Origin of the sequence: Roseovarius mucosus, from assembly GCF_002080415.1 — a bacterium.
Classification (GTDB): domain Bacteria; phylum Pseudomonadota; class Alphaproteobacteria; order Rhodobacterales; family Rhodobacteraceae; genus Roseovarius; species Roseovarius mucosus_A.
Map to the genome: position 1 here is coordinate 1,719,475 of NZ_CP020474.1, position 14,831 is coordinate 1,734,305.

A 14,831-nucleotide genomic window follows, 5' to 3' on the forward strand; every position below is an offset into this window, starting at 1 on the left:
GTGCGCGCAATGGGACACACGCACATTTGCCTTGCCCACCGCCTGCCCCGCGCGGCGGGTTCAATCACGCCTGATATCCGCGCCAAGCTGTGCCATCAACGACTCGAAAATCGGAAAAGAGGTGGCGATGGGACTTGCGTCATCGACCTGCACCGGCGCAGTGCTGGCCATGCCCATGACGAGAAAGGACATCGCGATCCGGTGGTCAAGATGGCTGGCGCAGGTCTGGCCGCCCGGCACATGCCCATGCCCCCTGCCCCGTACGATCCACCAATCCGGCCCATCCTCGACCTCGACACCGCCAGCGCGCAATCCGGCAGCCATGGCTTCGATCCGGTCGCTTTCCTTGACACGCAATTCCTTGACGCCGCGCATCACGGTTTCGCCGGTGGCATAGGCGGCCACAACGGACAGCACCGGATATTCGTCGATCATGCTGGCCGCGCGCTCGGGCGGCACCTCGATCCCCTTGAGGTCTGGCGAAAAGCGCGCGCGCAAGTCGGCCACCGGCTCGCCGCCTTCTTCGCGCAAGTTCTCATAGCTCAGGTCTGCCCCCATCTCGCGCAGCGTCGCAAATAGGCCCGCGCGCGTTGGGTTTAGCCCGATATTGGGCACAAGCACGTCAGAACCGGGAACGATCAAAGCAGCACAGACCGGAAAGGCCGCCGAAGACGGATCACGTGGCACCACGATGGTTTGCGCCCGAAGTTCGGGTTGCCCGGTCAGGGTAATCACCCGCCCCTCATCAGTTTCTTCAGTAGTGATTTCTGCGCCAAAGCCGACCAGCATCCGCTCGGTATGGTCGCGCGTCGCTTCACGCTCGATCACCACAGTCTGCCCCGGCGCGTTGAGGCCAGCCAAGAGCACCGCGCTTTTGACCTGCGCAGAGGGTACAGGCACCACATAGCGAACCGGTACCGGCTCTGCTGCACCCACGATGGTCATGGGCAACCGCCCGCCCGACCGGCCCACCGCTTGCGCCCCAAAAAGGGCCAGAGGGTCCGTGACCCGCGCCATAGGGCGCTTGTTAAGGCTTGCATCGCCCGTAAACGTTGCCGTGATAGGCGAGGTCGCCATCGCGCCCATGATCAGCCGCACGCCGGTGCCCGAATTGCCGCAGTCAATGACGTGGCCCGGTTCGGCAAAGCCACCGACACCCACACCATGCACATGCCACACACCCGCCGCATCGCGTGTCACCTCGGCACCAAAGGCGCGCATCGCCTTGGCCGTATCCAGCACATCTTCGCCTTCAAGCAGCCCGGTGATCACCGTTTCCCCAACGCTCAGGGCCCCAAGGATAAGGGAGCGGTGCGAGATTGATTTATCCCCCGGCACATCGGCGACACCGGACAGCGGCCCGGAGCGGTGAGAGGTCATAGGAATGGGGGTGCCGTGGCCGGACATGGTGCGCCTCTTGACTGGTCTGTATTGCCCGCCTGATAGCCCAAGCAGGCGGACCCGTCCATGACCATCGCCGCCTTGGATTAAGGGGCGGTGCCCAATTGGGTCACGATCAAGTGCCCCGGCGCGTAGCAAAGGCGCGCAAGCGTTACGCCGCGCCCATGATCCCATGTCAGCCGCTCGATGACAAAAAGGGGCGCGCCGGGGTCGGTCTCTAGCGATCGGGCTTCGTCGCCTGAGGCGGCCTGAGCCGATAGGCGTATTTCCCCATGAGTGTAAGGAACATGGGCCAAGAGCCACTCATTGGCATTGGTCGTTTCGAAATCCTGTGCAGCCGCAGCGGGGGCCGTTTGCAAATTGATCCAACGATCCTCGAGCACGAAAGGTTTGCCAGAGGCAAGGTGCAGCGCCGTGACATGCAGACAGGGACAGGTCGTAGAAGATCCGAGGCGGCGCGCCACGCCCTCCGGCGGAAGGCTCGTTGCATGGGTCAGACGCCGATAGCCATAGGTCTTGCCAAGCGCGCCCACCTCTTGCCGGATTACAGGAATGTCGACCGTTGCGCGGCTGAACGGGTGCAGGCCATTGCTGGCTGTACGGCCAGACGATGCGACTGGTTTCCGATCAGGAACGATTGGAACGCATCTGCTGCACGCAACGTGCCGTCACTCTCGACCACAGCATGCGCCCCACCGTCGAGGCAGCGCATACGCTTGCGGTCAACGCAACCGCTGAATGGTGCTGTAGCCCATGGTCGGCCCCGCCCAATGGCGCGATTGCACGACGGCACCATTTGCATCGACCAGATAGGAATTCACCACGCTGCGGTTGGCCTGCCAGCATTCCGCTGTCATGCGCACCCCTTGCACCGAACCAGCGACACTGGTCACGGCTTCTGTTTCCCCGCGCGTAATCTTGCAGTCGGATTTCAGATTTACGATCTGGTTTTCACCATCGAGATAGCGTTGCTGGATCGTGGCAACGCCATCCTCACGGCGCGATACGACCTCAAGCAGCGGCTCTACGCGAGATGACATCAGGTCGTTGCCAAGCCCCCGGGTCGAGACCAGAACACCGTTCAACGTCGTGGCGCTCAGCCGCTCGGAACTGCCATAGGAGGCCCAAGTCTGGTAGGCACCATTCTCTGCAATAGGCCGCAGAACCGCGACCGCTTTGCGGTCCTCCAGAGTATAAAGCAAGACAGGGCCAGTCGTTCTTGACAATGCATCCGTGGCGACTGCCTGCACAATCTTTGGGTCCGGGGTGACGGGCTGCGCGCGGCGCTGCTCAATCAACCTCTTTGTGACGGTAAAAACATTCTCGGAACTCCGCTGGTTCGTACAGCCCGCAAGGACCATGGCGCAGACCAACAGACTCAGCCGAGGCAGGGACGCAGCGATCATCTCCAGAATTTCCCCCAGCTTGCCACGGTGTCGCGCTCGTGCGAGTTTCGCACGGTTTCATAAAGACGGCCCGTCACATTGACGCGCGCGCCCCCATCGCGGGTCAGCGGGCGGATAACGGCGGTTGGGGCCTGCTGTGTGGGCTTCCCGAACAGCCACGAAATCGGGGCGGTAATGCGAATGCCCTTGTCAAATGACCCTTCGCCGAAATCCTGCGCAGAGACATCTGTTTTGGTAGCAAAGGCCCCAACTTTCCAGCCGTTGGCGAATTCCCGGTCAAAACCGATGGTCACGCCCCAATCCCCCGCCAGATACCGGCCGGCGTCGACCTGCGCGTGGTATCCACCGCCGAAATCGTAATAGACCGAGGCATGCCCGTTGAAATCCGGAATGGTGCCACTGACCGTATTGCTGTCGCGCAGGCCAAAGTCACCATCAAAGTCGCGTGGGCGGACGTAGTTCAATTCCGCGCCGATGGCGATGCGGCTGTCCACGGGCCGCCACAACACCTCGGTCGAGACACCCGCATACATCTGTTCGAGGTATCCCAAGGTGATGCGCCCGTAATAATCCGGGGCAAGCCGGTGATATTTGCTGAGTGTCAGCCAATCGACACGAGGCGCATCGGATTGGGCGAATCGCGCCGCATCCGACCGCACGCGCGGAATGCGTGAATTGCTGAAACGGTTGGATTGATCCAGATTGCCGAACAGCTTGACAGAGGTTGCCGCCCGAGCAACCCATCCCCGCCCCAATTCGGCCTGCCCCTGCAAACGCAGCGCGACGTCAAAACGCAGCGGCTCGTCGGGGTCAAACAGGCTGACCCGCGTAAAGGGAAAAATGCTCCATCCGTAGCGCGGAAACTTGCCTAGAACCGGCTCGGGAAGATTGCCGAACCGCAGACTGTCGCGAAAGGTTGCCGCCGCCAGCGCCTCATCCGAGGCCTTGTGCTCTAACCGCTCGATGTCGGTGCGTGAAAAGCTGACCGTGCTGGCAGGGATACCCTTGGCGTAGAGCGTGACGTGAAAATCCTCGACCGAGGCAGGCAGCGCGCGGGTCATTGCGCGCACGGTGCGCCCCAGGGCCTGCGATGTGCGGTCATAGGTCTCATTCTGGATGCCGACATAGGCCGCACGCCCTTCAAGTCGCAGGCGGATCAGGTCAATCTGATCCAAAGCCAGCGTTTCCTCGAGCGATTTCGCAACTTGCGCACGCGCCGCCGGCTGGTCTGCCCAACCAAGATCGCGGGCGGCATCGGGATCTCGCACCGCAACGGGCAGAGGCGCGGGTTCTAACCCGCCCGGAACAGGCATCCCGCGCGGGTTGATCGCGATGGCAAGGCTGACGCCGATTTCTTCGCCATGCAGAACATAGGCCCGGAGATTGGCATCGGGTGCGAATTCGTAATTCAGGCTCGCATTAACCGCCGTGCTTTGCTCAAAAATACCGGCGCGACGTTCGGTGTCATAGCTGTCGGATGAATATTCCAGTGCGAATGTCAGCTTGTCCGATACGTTATAGCTGAACCCCCCAAAGAGGCCGATATCCCCCTTGAACCAGTTGGATATGCTCACGTCCCCGCCGGTGCCCACACCTGCAAAGTTGAACGGTGTTCTCGTTCCGAATCCACCAATCGAGTTGTTGGATCCAAACCGCCCCCAACCCAGACCTGCGGTCACACGCAGACGGCTGCCAACAGATTTCGTGGCAACGATGTATTCCGCGCCAAGCACGCCTGTCCCCAGAAAATCCTGAAGCCCGACCGCGATGGCCGGTGAGTATTCGGTTTCCTTGAACAGCCGGAACCGCAAGTCAAAGCTGCGGTCATAGAAAATATCGAATTGCGGCGTCAGATCCTTGGTGCCGGAATATCGAAAACTGCCTGTCAGCCAAGGGGCCACCTGAAAACTGAGGGTCGTTTTGCTGAACCCGTCGAAATAGGCGATGGTCGTCGACAATTGCGCATCCGGCGCCATCTCGGCGGTGGGCATGTCAATAAGACCGCCCGGGGTGCCATAGTTATTGGTAAGTGTCGTGACCAGATCGTTCGCTGATGCGCCGGTAGCCCCTGTCATAACGGCCACTGCGCCCAAGATGTTTCGCAATCTGATTGTCATCGACTGTTCACCGGTTCCGAGCGCCTTGCAACTTCTCCCGGGCGACCATAACGATCACAGCGCGGCACGGCAATGTGAGTTTCAGCCGTTGCTGTGATTGCTCTTAATTTGTGCAAAAATCCGTCACATCCCGACCAGAAATACCGTGAGCGTAACGCCAACCGCACCGACCAGGCACCCAAGCCCGGCCCAAAGCGCGCGCTCGGGCCAGACCGCGCGTTTGACCGGCACCGGCGCTGCGGTTTGCCGGATAAGCGCAGCCTCGACCAGCCCCGGCAACCTTGGACCATAGCGCGACAGAACCATGGCCGTGCGCCCCAGATCCCGCAGAGCGGCGCGCGGTCCGATGGTCTTTTTGATGTAGTCCTCGACCACAGGTTTTGCGACCTGCCAGATATTGATCTGTGGATTGAGGCTGCGCGCCACGCCTTCAACCACAACCATCGTCCGCTGCAACAGGATCAGTTCGGTGCGCGTTTCCATGCCGAACCGCTCTGTGACCTCAAAGAGGTAGCTAAGCAGGCTGCCCATGGAAATCTTGCTGGCATCCATGCCAAAAATCGGCTCACCGACCGCGCGCAGCGCACGGGCAAAGGCATCGACATCCCGGTCCGCAGGCACATAGCCCGCCTCAAAATGCACCTCGGCGACGCGGCGGTAATCGCGTTTGATAAATCCATAAAGGATCTCGGCATAAACCCGGCGGGTATATTCGTCGATATGCCCCATGATACCGAAATCATAGGCAATGATATCGCCATTCCCGGAAACCTTGAGATTGCCCTGATGCATATCGGCGTGGAAATAGCCATCACGCAGCGCATGGCTGAGGAAGAGCTGCAACACCCGTTCGCCCAATTCGGCGCGATCATGTCCTGCGGCATCCAGCGCGGCATTGTCCCCAAGCGGCAAACCGTCGGCCCAAGACATGGTCATCACTCGGCGCGAAGAAAGCGGCCATTGCACCGTCGGCAACTGAAACCCGGCATCCTTGGCGGTATTGGCCGCAAATTCCGAGGCCGAAGCCGCCTCAAGACGCAGATCAAGTTCACCCATCACCACGCCCTCGAAATGGGCGATGACATCGGTTGGGCGCAATCGGCGCGCACCGGGGGCCAAAAGCTCGACCATGCGCGCGGCAAAATAAAAGGCGTCGATGTCGCGACGAAAGGCCCGTTCGATCCCCGGACGCAGAACCTTGACGGCAACCGCCTCGCCCGTATCGCGCAGCCGCGCCTTGTGGACTTGCGCGATAGAGGCGGCGGCCACGGGCGGGCTGAAATCATCAAAGATGTCTTCGACCGGTCGGCCGAGTTCCTGCGCGATACTGCGCTTGGCCAGATCCACCGAAAAGGGCGGTAACTTATCCTGCAACACCCGCAGATGCGTTGCCAATTCCTCGCCCACCAGATCGGGACGGGTGCTGAGGATCTGGCCAAACTTGATATAGGCAGGCCCCAGAGCGGTCAGCGCACGCGGCGCGGGCGGAGTGGCAAGATCGCCCTTGTCCCCTAGCCATTGAAACGGCCAAGCCAGAAAACGCATCGTGCCGCGCACCAAGGGTGGGGCCTCGAAGGCATCCATGATGAGGCCCATCGCCCCCGTGCGTTCCAGCGTCGCCCCGGTTCGGATGAGGCGCAGGATATTGTGCGGGCCACGCATCGCTCAGATCTTCCAGCCGGAATGCAGACAGGCAATGCCCATGCTCAGATTGCGGTATTTGGCATTCTCGAACCCGGCTTGCCGGACCATCCCCAGAAACGTCTCTTGATCGGGAAATTGGCGGATGGATTCGACAAGATACTGATAGCTGTCGCGATCATTGGCGATCATCTGCCCCAGACGCGGGATGATGTTGAAACTGTAGAGGTCATAAACCTTTTGCATCAACTCATTGGGGATTTGGCTGAATTCCAGCACCATCAGCCGCCCACCGGGCTTGAGCACGCGAAACGCCTCGTTCAGCGCCTCTTGGGGGCGGGTCACATTGCGGATGCCGAAACTGATCGTGTAGACGTCGAAACTCGAATCCGGAAAGGGCAGCGCCATCGCATCGCCCACCACCCAATCAAGGCTGTCTGCCATACTCTCGGCCTCGGCGCGCTTGCGCCCCTCGACCAGCATCGGCTCTGTCAGATCAAGCACGGTGGCATGACCATGCCCGGCCCGCTTGAGAAAGCGAAAAGAGATATCTCCCGTGCCCCCCGCCACATCAAGAAGGCGTTGGCCTGCGCGCGGGGCCAGCCAATCCATCATCGCATCTTTCCAGATTCGATGGATACCAAGGGACATGGCATCATTCATCACGTCGTATTTACTGGCCACGCTGCCAAACACGCCGCGCACACGCCCGGCCTTTTCCGACTCGGGGATATCCTGAAATCCAAAATGCGTGGTTTTCTCGTTCATGGGCCTTGCCGCTCTTGTGTCTCGCCTTTCTTATAGGGCTATGACAGGGGGTTACAATGCGCCCCTTGTGCCCATAGAGGTCCGATATGCCAGAATTGCCCGAGGTTGAGACAGTCCGCCGCGGCCTGACCCCGGTGATGGAGGGGCAGGTGATCGCCTCTGCCTCCGTGAACCGTCCAGATTTGCGTTGGCCATTTCCGCCCAATATGGCGGCACGGCTGACTGGTCAGACCGTGACAGCGCTGCGACGACGCTCGAAATACATTCTCGCCGATCTGACATCCGGCGAGAGCCTTCTCATTCATCTTGGCATGTCGGGCCGCATGCTGGTTTCAGGCGACCCTTTGGGCCGCTTTGTCCACGATCACCCGGCCCCGGAAAAGCATGACCATGTGGTTTTTGACATGGCAAACGGCGCGCGCATCACCTTCAACGATCCGCGCCGCTTTGGCGCGATGGATCTTTTGCCCACAGCCACGGCAGAGACGCATCCCCTCTTGGCCCGGATTGGGCCGGAACCCTTGGGCAATGCATTCAGCGAACCCTATTTGGTCGCCGCCCTCAAGGGGCGCAACACCCCCATCAAATCCGCCCTGCTGGATCAACGAATCGTCGCAGGTCTGGGCAATATCTATGTCTGCGAGGCGCTCTATCGCGCGCGCCTCTCGCCCTTGCAGCGGGCCGGAGCACTCTCAGGCAAACGCGCCGCCGCCCTTGTGCCGATCATCCGCGACGTGTTGAGCGATGCAATTTCTGCCGGTGGCTCTTCGTTGCGGGATTTTCGTCAGGCTGACGGGGAGTTGGGCTATTTCCAGCATAGTTTTGATGTTTACGGGCGCGAGGGCGAGCCCTGCCGCAGCCCCGGATGTAAAGGCCAGATCGCCCGCGTCGTACAGGCCGGTCGCTCCAGCTTCTATTGCCCGCTATGTCAAAGATAGGTTGAACGCGCGGCCAACAGTGGTAATGAATCGGCCCTGATGGAAACAAATGAAAGCTGATTTCATGGCCTATGAGACGATCATCGTCGAAATAGAAGACCACGTCGCCCTCATCAAGCTCAACCGGCCTGACGCGCTCAATGCGCTCAATGCGCAGTTGATGTCGGAACTTGCAGAGGCATTGGGAGAGGCGCAACAGAACGAAAAAGTGCGCTGTATCGTGCTGACCGGCTCGGAAAAAGCCTTTGCCGCCGGGGCCGATATCAAGATGATGAGCGAGAAGAGCTTTGTCGATGTCTTCACCGAAGACCTCTTTACCGCCGATAGCGCCGCCATCGCCCGGGTGCGCAAGCCGATCATCGCTGCGGTGTCGGGCTATGCGCTTGGCGGGGGCTGCGAACTGGCGATGATGTGCGATTTCATCATCTGCTCGGACACCGCCAAATTCGGCCAGCCTGAAATAAACCTCGGTGTGATCGCGGGCCTTGGCGGAACGCAGCGCCTGACACGGCTGGTGGGCAAGTCCAAGGCGATGGACATGAACCTGACGGGCCGCTTCATGGATGCGGAAGAAGCAGAGCGTTCAGGCCTCGTGAGCCGGGTGGTCCCAGCCAAGAAGCTGATGGAAGAGGCGATGGCAGCCGCGCAGAAAATTGCGGAGAAATCGCAAATTTCGGTGATGGCAGCAAAGGAAGCGGTCAACCGCTCCTATGAGACGACATTGCGCGAGGGGCTCTTGTTCGAGCGGCGCGTGTTCCATTCGCTCTTTGCTACCGAGGATCAGAAAGAGGGGATGGCCGCGTTTTCCGAGAAACGCGAGGCGCAGTTCCGCGACAAGTAAGCGGTTTACACCAAAAGGGGCGCTGCCCCTCTTGGCCTACGGCCAATTCACCCCGGAGTATTTGGACCATAAAGAAACCGAAATGCGCGCCCGGATTTGACACACGCAACACCCGGGCGCGGCTTCTTCATGGGCGGTCATCGGCTCTCCAGCCTGTACCGCAGACCCAGCATCTCACGTCAGGGTTAATAAAACCTTGCGCTTCTTTTTGGCAAAAATACTCAAACTCTGCGCTCTGCCGCCAGACGCCAACCTCTCAGATCAATCCTTCGGCAGCAAAAAGCGCCTTCACGTCCGCCTCGGGGCGCGCGCCATAGTGGCCAATCACTTCGGCCGCCGCGATACAGCCCATGCGCCCGGCCACCGCCAGCGGTTGGCCCGTCGCCAGGCCGTAGAGCAGTCCAGCGGCAAACTGATCGCCCGCGCCGGTGGTATCAACCGGGGTCACGCGATGCACGGGAACAGTGACAGTTTCATCCCCCTGAACCAGCACAACATCATGCCCCGAACGGGTGCAAACAATGAGGCCGCTTTCAGACGCCGCCTGTTCCAAGGCCGAGCCCAGATCCTCGGTCTCATAGAGCGCGCACCACTCGTGTTCGTTGCCGATCACATAGTCCAACTCGCGCAAGAGACCCCGGAAGTCATCCCGGTGGCGATTGACGCAGAACGGGTCGGAGAGGGTGATCCCGGCTTTGCCGCCGCCGGCCCGCGCCGCGCGCGCTGCCGCCTGAAACGCTGCCTTGCCCTTGGGCTTGTCAAAGAGATACCCCTCTAAAAACAAAAGTTCTGCCTGCCCGGCCACGGCCTCGGGCACATCTGCATCGTCGAGTTCGGTCGAGATACCCAGATAGGTGTTCATCGACCGCTCGCCATCTGGCGAGACAAAGATCATCGACCGCGAGGTGGGCAGCGCGCCATCGCCGCGTGGTGGATTGACGAAATCAGTACCGACCTCGGCCATCGCCGCAGCGTAGTAGCGCCCAAGATCGTCATCGCTGACCCGACCGATAAAACCTGTCGAGAGGCCAAGCGCGCCCAGTCCCGCGATGGTATTGGCCACCGATCCCCCCGGCATCTGCCGACGGTCGGTCATGTTCTCATAGAGAAATTCGGCGCGTTCGGTTTCGATCAATTGCATCACGCCCTTGTCGATGGCCATGCGCGCCAGAAAGGCATCATCGCATTGGCTGATCACGTCCACCACGGCATTACCGATGCCAACGGCCTGATATTTTGTCATAGGGTCTTGTCCTCGAATAAGCAGAGATCACGAATAAGGCAGGTGCCGCAGGCGGGTTTGCGCGCCTTGCAGGTGTAGCGGCCATGCAGGATGAGCCAGTGATGCGCGTGGCGCTGAAAGTCCACGGGCACGTTGTCTTCGATAGCGCGCTCGACAGCGTCCACCGTTTTGCCGGGGCAGATGCCGCTGCGGTTGCCCACACGGAAGATATGCGTATCCACCGCCTGCGCCGGATAATGCCACCACATATTGAGCACAACATTCGCCGTTTTGCGCCCGACACCGGGCAAGGATTGCAGCGCGGCGCGGGAGTTGGGCACCTCTCCGCCGTAGTCCTCGACAAGGATCCGGCTGAGTTTTATCACATGCTTGGCCTTGTTGCGATAGAGGCCGATGGTCTTGATGTGTTGGATCAGCCCCTCTTCGCCAAGATCGAGCATCTTTTGCGGGGTGTCAGCGACTTTGAAGAGGTCGCGCGTCGCCTTGTTGACGCCGACATCGGTGGCCTGCGCCGAAAGGGCGACGGCAACGACAAGCGTATAGGCGTTGACATGCTCCAACTCGCCCTTGGGTTCCGGCTCTGCAGCCTCGAACCGGGCGAAAATCTCGCGGACCTTATGATAGTCAAGTTGGCGTGCCATGGCTGTTCTATGCCGGGATTTGGCGGGATGCGCAACATTCGGGTCGCATGCCCTGAACCGGCGTCTTATCCTGCCTGTGAAATCACAGGAACGCCAAGATGAACGCCCAACCCGAATCCGGCTATCACTACCACGTCATGCGCCGTGCTATCGACCTTATTGATGGCCACGACGCGGCGCTGACGCTCGAGGAATTGGCGCGAGAGATGGGCATGAGTGCTGCGCATTTCCAGCGGCTCTTTTCGCAATGGGTGGGGGTGTCGCCGAAACGCTATCAGCAGTACCTGACCCTCGGCCATGCCAAGGCGCTGTTGGCAGAGCGATTCACGACGCTGGAGGCTGCCGATGCGGCGGGCCTGTCGGGCACGGGGCGGCTCCACGATCTTTTTCTGCGGTGGGAGGCGATGAGCCCCGGCGATTTTGCCCGCGGGGGCGACGGGCTGACGATCCATTTCGGCTGGTTCGACAGCCCCTTTGGTGAGGCGCTTGCCATGGGCACCGATCGTGGGCTGTGTGGCCTGGCCTTTTCCGAGGAATTCGGGCGAGAGATCGCGATGGCCGATATGCGATCCCGCTGGCCCAAGGCCGCGTATACCGAGGCGCCCGACAAAATCGCGGGCTGGGTCGATGCAGCCTTTGGCGGGCGCGGCGAGGCGGCGGTCCACATGATCGGCGCACCGTTTCAGATCAAGGTCTGGGAGGCGCTCTTGCAAATACCTTCGGGCCACGTGACCACCTATTCCGAAATCGCAAGCGCCATCGGTAATCCACGTGCGGTGCGGGCTGTGGGCACTGCGGTTGGGCGCAATCCGGTCAGCTACATTATCCCCTGTCACCGGGCCTTGCGCAAATCAGGCGCGCTTGGCGGCTATCACTGGGGCTTGCCCGTCAAGCGCGCTATTCTTGCCTGGGAGGGTGCCCGCGCCGACGGATAGGCGGAAAGTTGCAGGCAATGCCAGGTTTTTCCCCGTGAATGACCCTTGGGATACGGGTTGTTATTGCATATCATCGGCGCAGACCCGATCCATCGGGCCAGTTGAACCGAAGAGGCGAATTCCATGATACGAGCGAAAAAACCCTTACTGATGCTTTCCGGCGCATCCTTGTTGCTGGCAACCGCCTGCACCGATCCGGGCTATGTGGGTGGCACCAACCCCAACCAAAAGACCCAGCAGGGGGCGATCATCGGCGGTCTCATCGGTGCCGGGACCGGAGCGATTGTCAGCGACAGCAAGGGGAAGGGCGCGCTGCTTGGTGGCGTACTTGGTGCCGTGGGTGGCGCGGCCATCGGAAACGCGCTGGACCGGCAAGAGGCCGAGTTGCGTCAGCAACTCGACGGCGATGTGCGGATCGTCAACACCGGTGACCGCCTGATCCTGACCATGCCGCAAGACATCCTTTTCCCGGTGGACGGGGCAACAGTGGCCCCCGCGCTGCGTGATGATCTCTTCAAGGTCTCGCAGAGCCTGCAAGCCTATCCCAACACCACGGTGCAGGTCGTAGGCCATACCGACAGCGACGGCGATGCAGGATATAATCAGGGCCTGTCGTTGCGTCGCGCGAATGCGGTTGCGGATGTGCTTGCCAGCGGCGGCGTGCCTTATGGTCGCCTCCGCGCCATTGGCCGGGGCGAGGATCAGCCCGTCGCCTCAAACCTCACAAGCGAAGGCAAGGCGCAGAACCGCCGGGTCGAAATCGTGATCCTGCCCAACGCCTGATCGTGTTTGACTGAAAAGAGGGGGCTGGCCGAATCCCGGTCAGCCCCCTTATTCATTTGACTTGGATGCTTTCGAGATAGGCCATCAACGCTGCAAGCGGGCGCGGTGTGGGCGTGAGAACGCCGTCACCCACATCAAGCGGCACGGTTTCCCCCTCGAGCAGCAGGCCGAATTCGGGCATGTCCTGACCCGGAAGTCCGGTGCGGTCATAGCCGTCGATCACCGACAAAACATGGGCGCGGGGGAAAACCGCATCTTTCGACAGTTGCGTCAGATCCGCCGGAGCCGGCCTGAGACCAGACGCCCAAGGGCCGTCCCCCTGCCCGGATGCCCCGTGGCATTGGGCACAGTTGGCATTATAAATTCCCGCCCCCTCGCCCGCGTCGGGCATGGAGACGGTCGCTGCACAGGCCGCAAGGCCTGCGGCGGTCAGGATTGCCAAGATACGCATCGCTCGCCCCTTTGTTTTCACCAAAGGTAGCAAGAGCACCAAAGCTGCGCAACGGCCCTGATCAGGACAACTCGCCCGACAACCCCTTGTCGATCAGTGCCACGGTTTCCATCACGCCATAAAGTGCTATGAACCCGCCAAAGCGTGGCCCCTGAGACGCCCCCAAAAGCACCTCGTAGAGCGCCTTGAACCAGTCGCGCAACGGATCGAACCGGTCACGCCCCACGGCATAGACGATGGATTGCAGCGCCTCATCCTCGGCTGGACCATCATAGGCCAACAGTTGCGTGCGCAGGTCCACCAAGGCCTCACGTTCCAGATCAGTGGGCGCACGGTAAACCTTGGCTGGGGCCACAAAATCCTTGTAGTAGCGCACCGCATAGCCGGCTGCCGCGTCGAGATCAGGATGGGTCTCGGGGCGGGCGTCGGGCGCATAGCGACGGATAAAGCCCCAGAGCGTTTCCTTGTCTTCGGCAGCCGAGACCGAGGCGAGGTTGAGCAGCATCGAGAAGGGCACAACCATCCGGCTCTCGGGCACCTTGCCGCCGTGAATATGCCAAACCGGATTGGCCAACTGCTGCTCTAGCGTCTGTTCGGGATAGGCGCGCAATTGCTGATGATACTCATCCACGGCCCGTGGGATGACATCGAAATGCATCCGCTTGGCGGTCTTGGGCTTTTGATACATGAAATACGACAGGCTTTCGGTGGCGGCATAGGTCAGCCACTCATCAATTGACACACCATTGCCCGAGGATTTCGAAATCTTCTGTCCGCTCTCGTCAAGGAAAAGCTCATAGGTGAAATGCTCTGGCGCGGGTGCGCCGAGCGCACGACAGATGCCATCGTAAATCGGCGTGTTGGTCGAGTGGTCTTTGCCATACATCTCAAAATCAACGCCAAGAGCAGCCCAACGGGCGCCAAAATCAGGCTTCCATTGCAGTTTCACATTGCCGCCCGTCACCGGCAGGGTCCATTCGCGCCCCGTCTCATCGTCAAAGGTGATGGTGCCATCCTTGGCGTTCACCTCTTTCATCGGCACATAGAGCACACGGCCCGTTTCGGGGTGAATGGGCAGAAAGATCGAATAGGTCTGCTGCCGCTCTTCACGCAGCGATTTCAGCATGATCGCCATGATCGCGTCATAGCGTTCTGCGGCGCGGCGCAGCACGTCGTCAAACTGACCTGAGCGATAGAATTCCGTGGCCGAATAGAACTCATAGTCGAACCCAAAGGTATCGAGGAACCGCCGCAGCATGGCGTTGTTATGGTGGCCAAAGCTCTCATGCGTGCCAAAAGGGTCTGGCACGGAGGTGAGAGGCTTTTGAAGATGCTCCATCAGCATTTCACGGTCAGGCACATTGCCCGGCACCTTGCGCATGCCATCAAGATCGTCGGAAAAGCAGATCAACCGTGTCGGAATGTCGCTTATCACCTCAAAGGCACGGCGGATCATCGTCGTGCGCAGCACCTCGCCAAAAGTGCCGATATGCGGCAGGCCAGAGGGGCCATAACCGGTCTCGAACAGCACGTAACCCTTTTCCGGCGGCGCCTTTTCATAGCGCTTGAGCACGCGGCGCGCCTCTTCAAAAGGCCAGGCTTTCGAATTCATGGCGGCATCGCGCAATTCGGACATCGGTCACACTCCAGGTTTCAGCCCGCCGAA

At 60.5% G+C, this 14,831-nt stretch carries 14 protein-coding genes; 4 read left to right on the forward strand and 10 right to left on the reverse strand.

The genetic code is table 11. The annotated features are described in order from the left end of the window. Window positions 1-60: 60 nt before the first annotated feature. The 6 genes from aroA to ubiE form a co-directional block, all read right to left on the reverse strand. Complete coding sequence (aroA, locus tag ROSMUCSMR3_RS08335; protein ID WP_081507030.1) at window positions 61-1,407, reverse strand: 3-phosphoshikimate 1-carboxyvinyltransferase; 1,347 nt, start codon at window positions 1,405-1,407, stop codon at window positions 61-63. Between the two features lie 80 nt (window positions 1,408-1,487). Continuing rightward, complete coding sequence (locus ROSMUCSMR3_RS08340; RefSeq protein WP_237183561.1) at window positions 1,488-1,934, reverse strand: GntR family transcriptional regulator; 447 nt, start codon at window positions 1,932-1,934, stop codon at window positions 1,488-1,490. 189 nt (window positions 1,935-2,123) lie between these two features. Beyond that, window positions 2,124-2,603, reverse strand: a complete 480-nt coding sequence (locus ROSMUCSMR3_RS08345) for a YjbF family lipoprotein (protein WP_237183562.1) — start codon at window positions 2,601-2,603, stop codon at window positions 2,124-2,126. 200 nt (window positions 2,604-2,803) lie between these two features. After that, window positions 2,804-4,924, reverse strand: coding sequence for a YjbH domain-containing protein (locus tag ROSMUCSMR3_RS08350; protein ID WP_112303068.1), 2,121 nt, complete (start codon window positions 4,922-4,924; stop codon window positions 2,804-2,806). Window positions 4,925-5,047: 123 nt separating this feature from the next. Next, complete coding sequence (gene ubiB / locus ROSMUCSMR3_RS08355; protein WP_008281491.1) at window positions 5,048-6,586, reverse strand: 2-polyprenylphenol 6-hydroxylase; 1,539 nt, start codon at window positions 6,584-6,586, stop codon at window positions 5,048-5,050. 3 nt (window positions 6,587-6,589) lie between these two features. Beyond that, a complete protein-coding gene (gene ubiE / locus ROSMUCSMR3_RS08360) occupies window positions 6,590-7,333 on the reverse strand; it encodes a bifunctional demethylmenaquinone methyltransferase/2-methoxy-6-polyprenyl-1,4-benzoquinol methylase UbiE (RefSeq protein WP_081507032.1) in 744 nt (247 codons plus the stop codon). Between the two features lie 86 nt (window positions 7,334-7,419). On the opposite strand from ubiE, the gene mutM reads away from it, so the two are divergent. Further along, window positions 7,420-8,271 (forward strand): bifunctional DNA-formamidopyrimidine glycosylase/DNA-(apurinic or apyrimidinic site) lyase, encoded by an 852-nt coding sequence (gene mutM, locus ROSMUCSMR3_RS08365; protein WP_081507033.1) that lies wholly within the window; start codon window positions 7,420-7,422, stop codon window positions 8,269-8,271. A 64-nt stretch (window positions 8,272-8,335) separates the two neighbouring features. Further along, window positions 8,336-9,112 (forward strand): enoyl-CoA hydratase, encoded by a 777-nt coding sequence (locus tag ROSMUCSMR3_RS08370; protein ID WP_008281486.1) that lies wholly within the window; start codon window positions 8,336-8,338, stop codon window positions 9,110-9,112. A gap of 256 nt (window positions 9,113-9,368) precedes the next feature. Here the strand turns inward: ROSMUCSMR3_RS08370 and ROSMUCSMR3_RS08375 are convergent, their stop codons facing one another. Continuing rightward, complete coding sequence (locus ROSMUCSMR3_RS08375) at window positions 9,369-10,355, reverse strand: adenosine kinase (RefSeq protein ID WP_081507034.1); 987 nt, start codon at window positions 10,353-10,355, stop codon at window positions 9,369-9,371. After that, window positions 10,352-10,996: an endonuclease III gene (nth, locus tag ROSMUCSMR3_RS08380; RefSeq protein WP_081507035.1), complete on the reverse strand. Its 645-nt coding sequence runs from the start codon at window positions 10,994-10,996 to the stop codon at window positions 10,352-10,354. Before nth ends, ROSMUCSMR3_RS08375 begins: the two co-directional genes overlap by 4 nt. Before the next feature lie 98 nt (window positions 10,997-11,094). Here nth and ROSMUCSMR3_RS08385 point away from each other — a divergent pair, with 98 nt between their 5' ends. Next, window positions 11,095-11,931 (forward strand): methylated-DNA--[protein]-cysteine S-methyltransferase, encoded by an 837-nt coding sequence (locus tag ROSMUCSMR3_RS08385; protein ID WP_008281483.1) that lies wholly within the window; start codon window positions 11,095-11,097, stop codon window positions 11,929-11,931. Window positions 11,932-12,054: 123 nt separating this feature from the next. Next, the gene (locus ROSMUCSMR3_RS08390) at window positions 12,055-12,714 is read left to right on the forward strand and encodes an OmpA family protein (RefSeq protein WP_081507036.1); all 660 of its coding nucleotides are present in this window, start codon (window positions 12,055-12,057) and stop codon (window positions 12,712-12,714) included. A 52-nt stretch (window positions 12,715-12,766) separates the two neighbouring features. Here the strand turns inward: ROSMUCSMR3_RS08390 and ROSMUCSMR3_RS08395 are convergent, their stop codons facing one another. Together ROSMUCSMR3_RS08395 and ROSMUCSMR3_RS08400 are read right to left on the reverse strand one after the other, a co-directional pair. Further along, on the reverse strand, window positions 12,767-13,165 hold the full coding sequence (locus ROSMUCSMR3_RS08395; RefSeq protein ID WP_008281481.1) for a c-type cytochrome: 399 nt from the start codon (window positions 13,163-13,165) through the stop codon (window positions 12,767-12,769). Window positions 13,166-13,226: 61 nt separating this feature from the next. After that, window positions 13,227-14,801, reverse strand: coding sequence for a lysine--tRNA ligase (locus ROSMUCSMR3_RS08400; protein WP_081507037.1), 1,575 nt, complete (start codon window positions 14,799-14,801; stop codon window positions 13,227-13,229). Window positions 14,802-14,831: the final 30 nt, after the last annotated feature.

Bases quoted from the DNA above. Each gene is read 5' to 3' on its own strand.
- aroA (WP_081507030.1), bottom strand. From the start codon at position 1,407: ATGTCCGGCCACGGCACCCCCATTCCTATGACCTCTCACCGCTCCGGG.
- ROSMUCSMR3_RS08350 (WP_112303068.1), bottom strand. From the start codon at position 4,924: ATGACAATCAGATTGCGAAACATCTTGGGCGCAGTGGCCGTTATGACA.
- ubiB (WP_008281491.1), bottom strand. From the start codon at position 6,586: ATGCGTGGCCCGCACAATATCCTGCGCCTCATCCGAACCGGGGCGACG.
- ubiE (WP_081507032.1), bottom strand. From the start codon at position 7,333: ATGAACGAGAAAACCACGCATTTTGGATTTCAGGATATCCCCGAGTCG.
- mutM (WP_081507033.1), top strand. From the start codon at position 7,420: ATGCCAGAATTGCCCGAGGTTGAGACAGTCCGCCGCGGCCTGACCCCG.
- ROSMUCSMR3_RS08370 (WP_008281486.1), top strand. From the start codon at position 8,336: ATGGCCTATGAGACGATCATCGTCGAAATAGAAGACCACGTCGCCCTC.
- ROSMUCSMR3_RS08375 (WP_081507034.1), bottom strand. From the start codon at position 10,355: ATGACAAAATATCAGGCCGTTGGCATCGGTAATGCCGTGGTGGACGTG.
- nth (WP_081507035.1), bottom strand. From the start codon at position 10,996: ATGGCACGCCAACTTGACTATCATAAGGTCCGCGAGATTTTCGCCCGG.
- ROSMUCSMR3_RS08385 (WP_008281483.1), top strand. From the start codon at position 11,095: ATGAACGCCCAACCCGAATCCGGCTATCACTACCACGTCATGCGCCGT.
- ROSMUCSMR3_RS08390 (WP_081507036.1), top strand. From the start codon at position 12,055: ATGATACGAGCGAAAAAACCCTTACTGATGCTTTCCGGCGCATCCTTG.
- ROSMUCSMR3_RS08395 (WP_008281481.1), bottom strand. From the start codon at position 13,165: ATGCGTATCTTGGCAATCCTGACCGCCGCAGGCCTTGCGGCCTGTGCA.
- ROSMUCSMR3_RS08400 (WP_081507037.1), bottom strand. From the start codon at position 14,801: ATGTCCGAATTGCGCGATGCCGCCATGAATTCGAAAGCCTGGCCTTTT.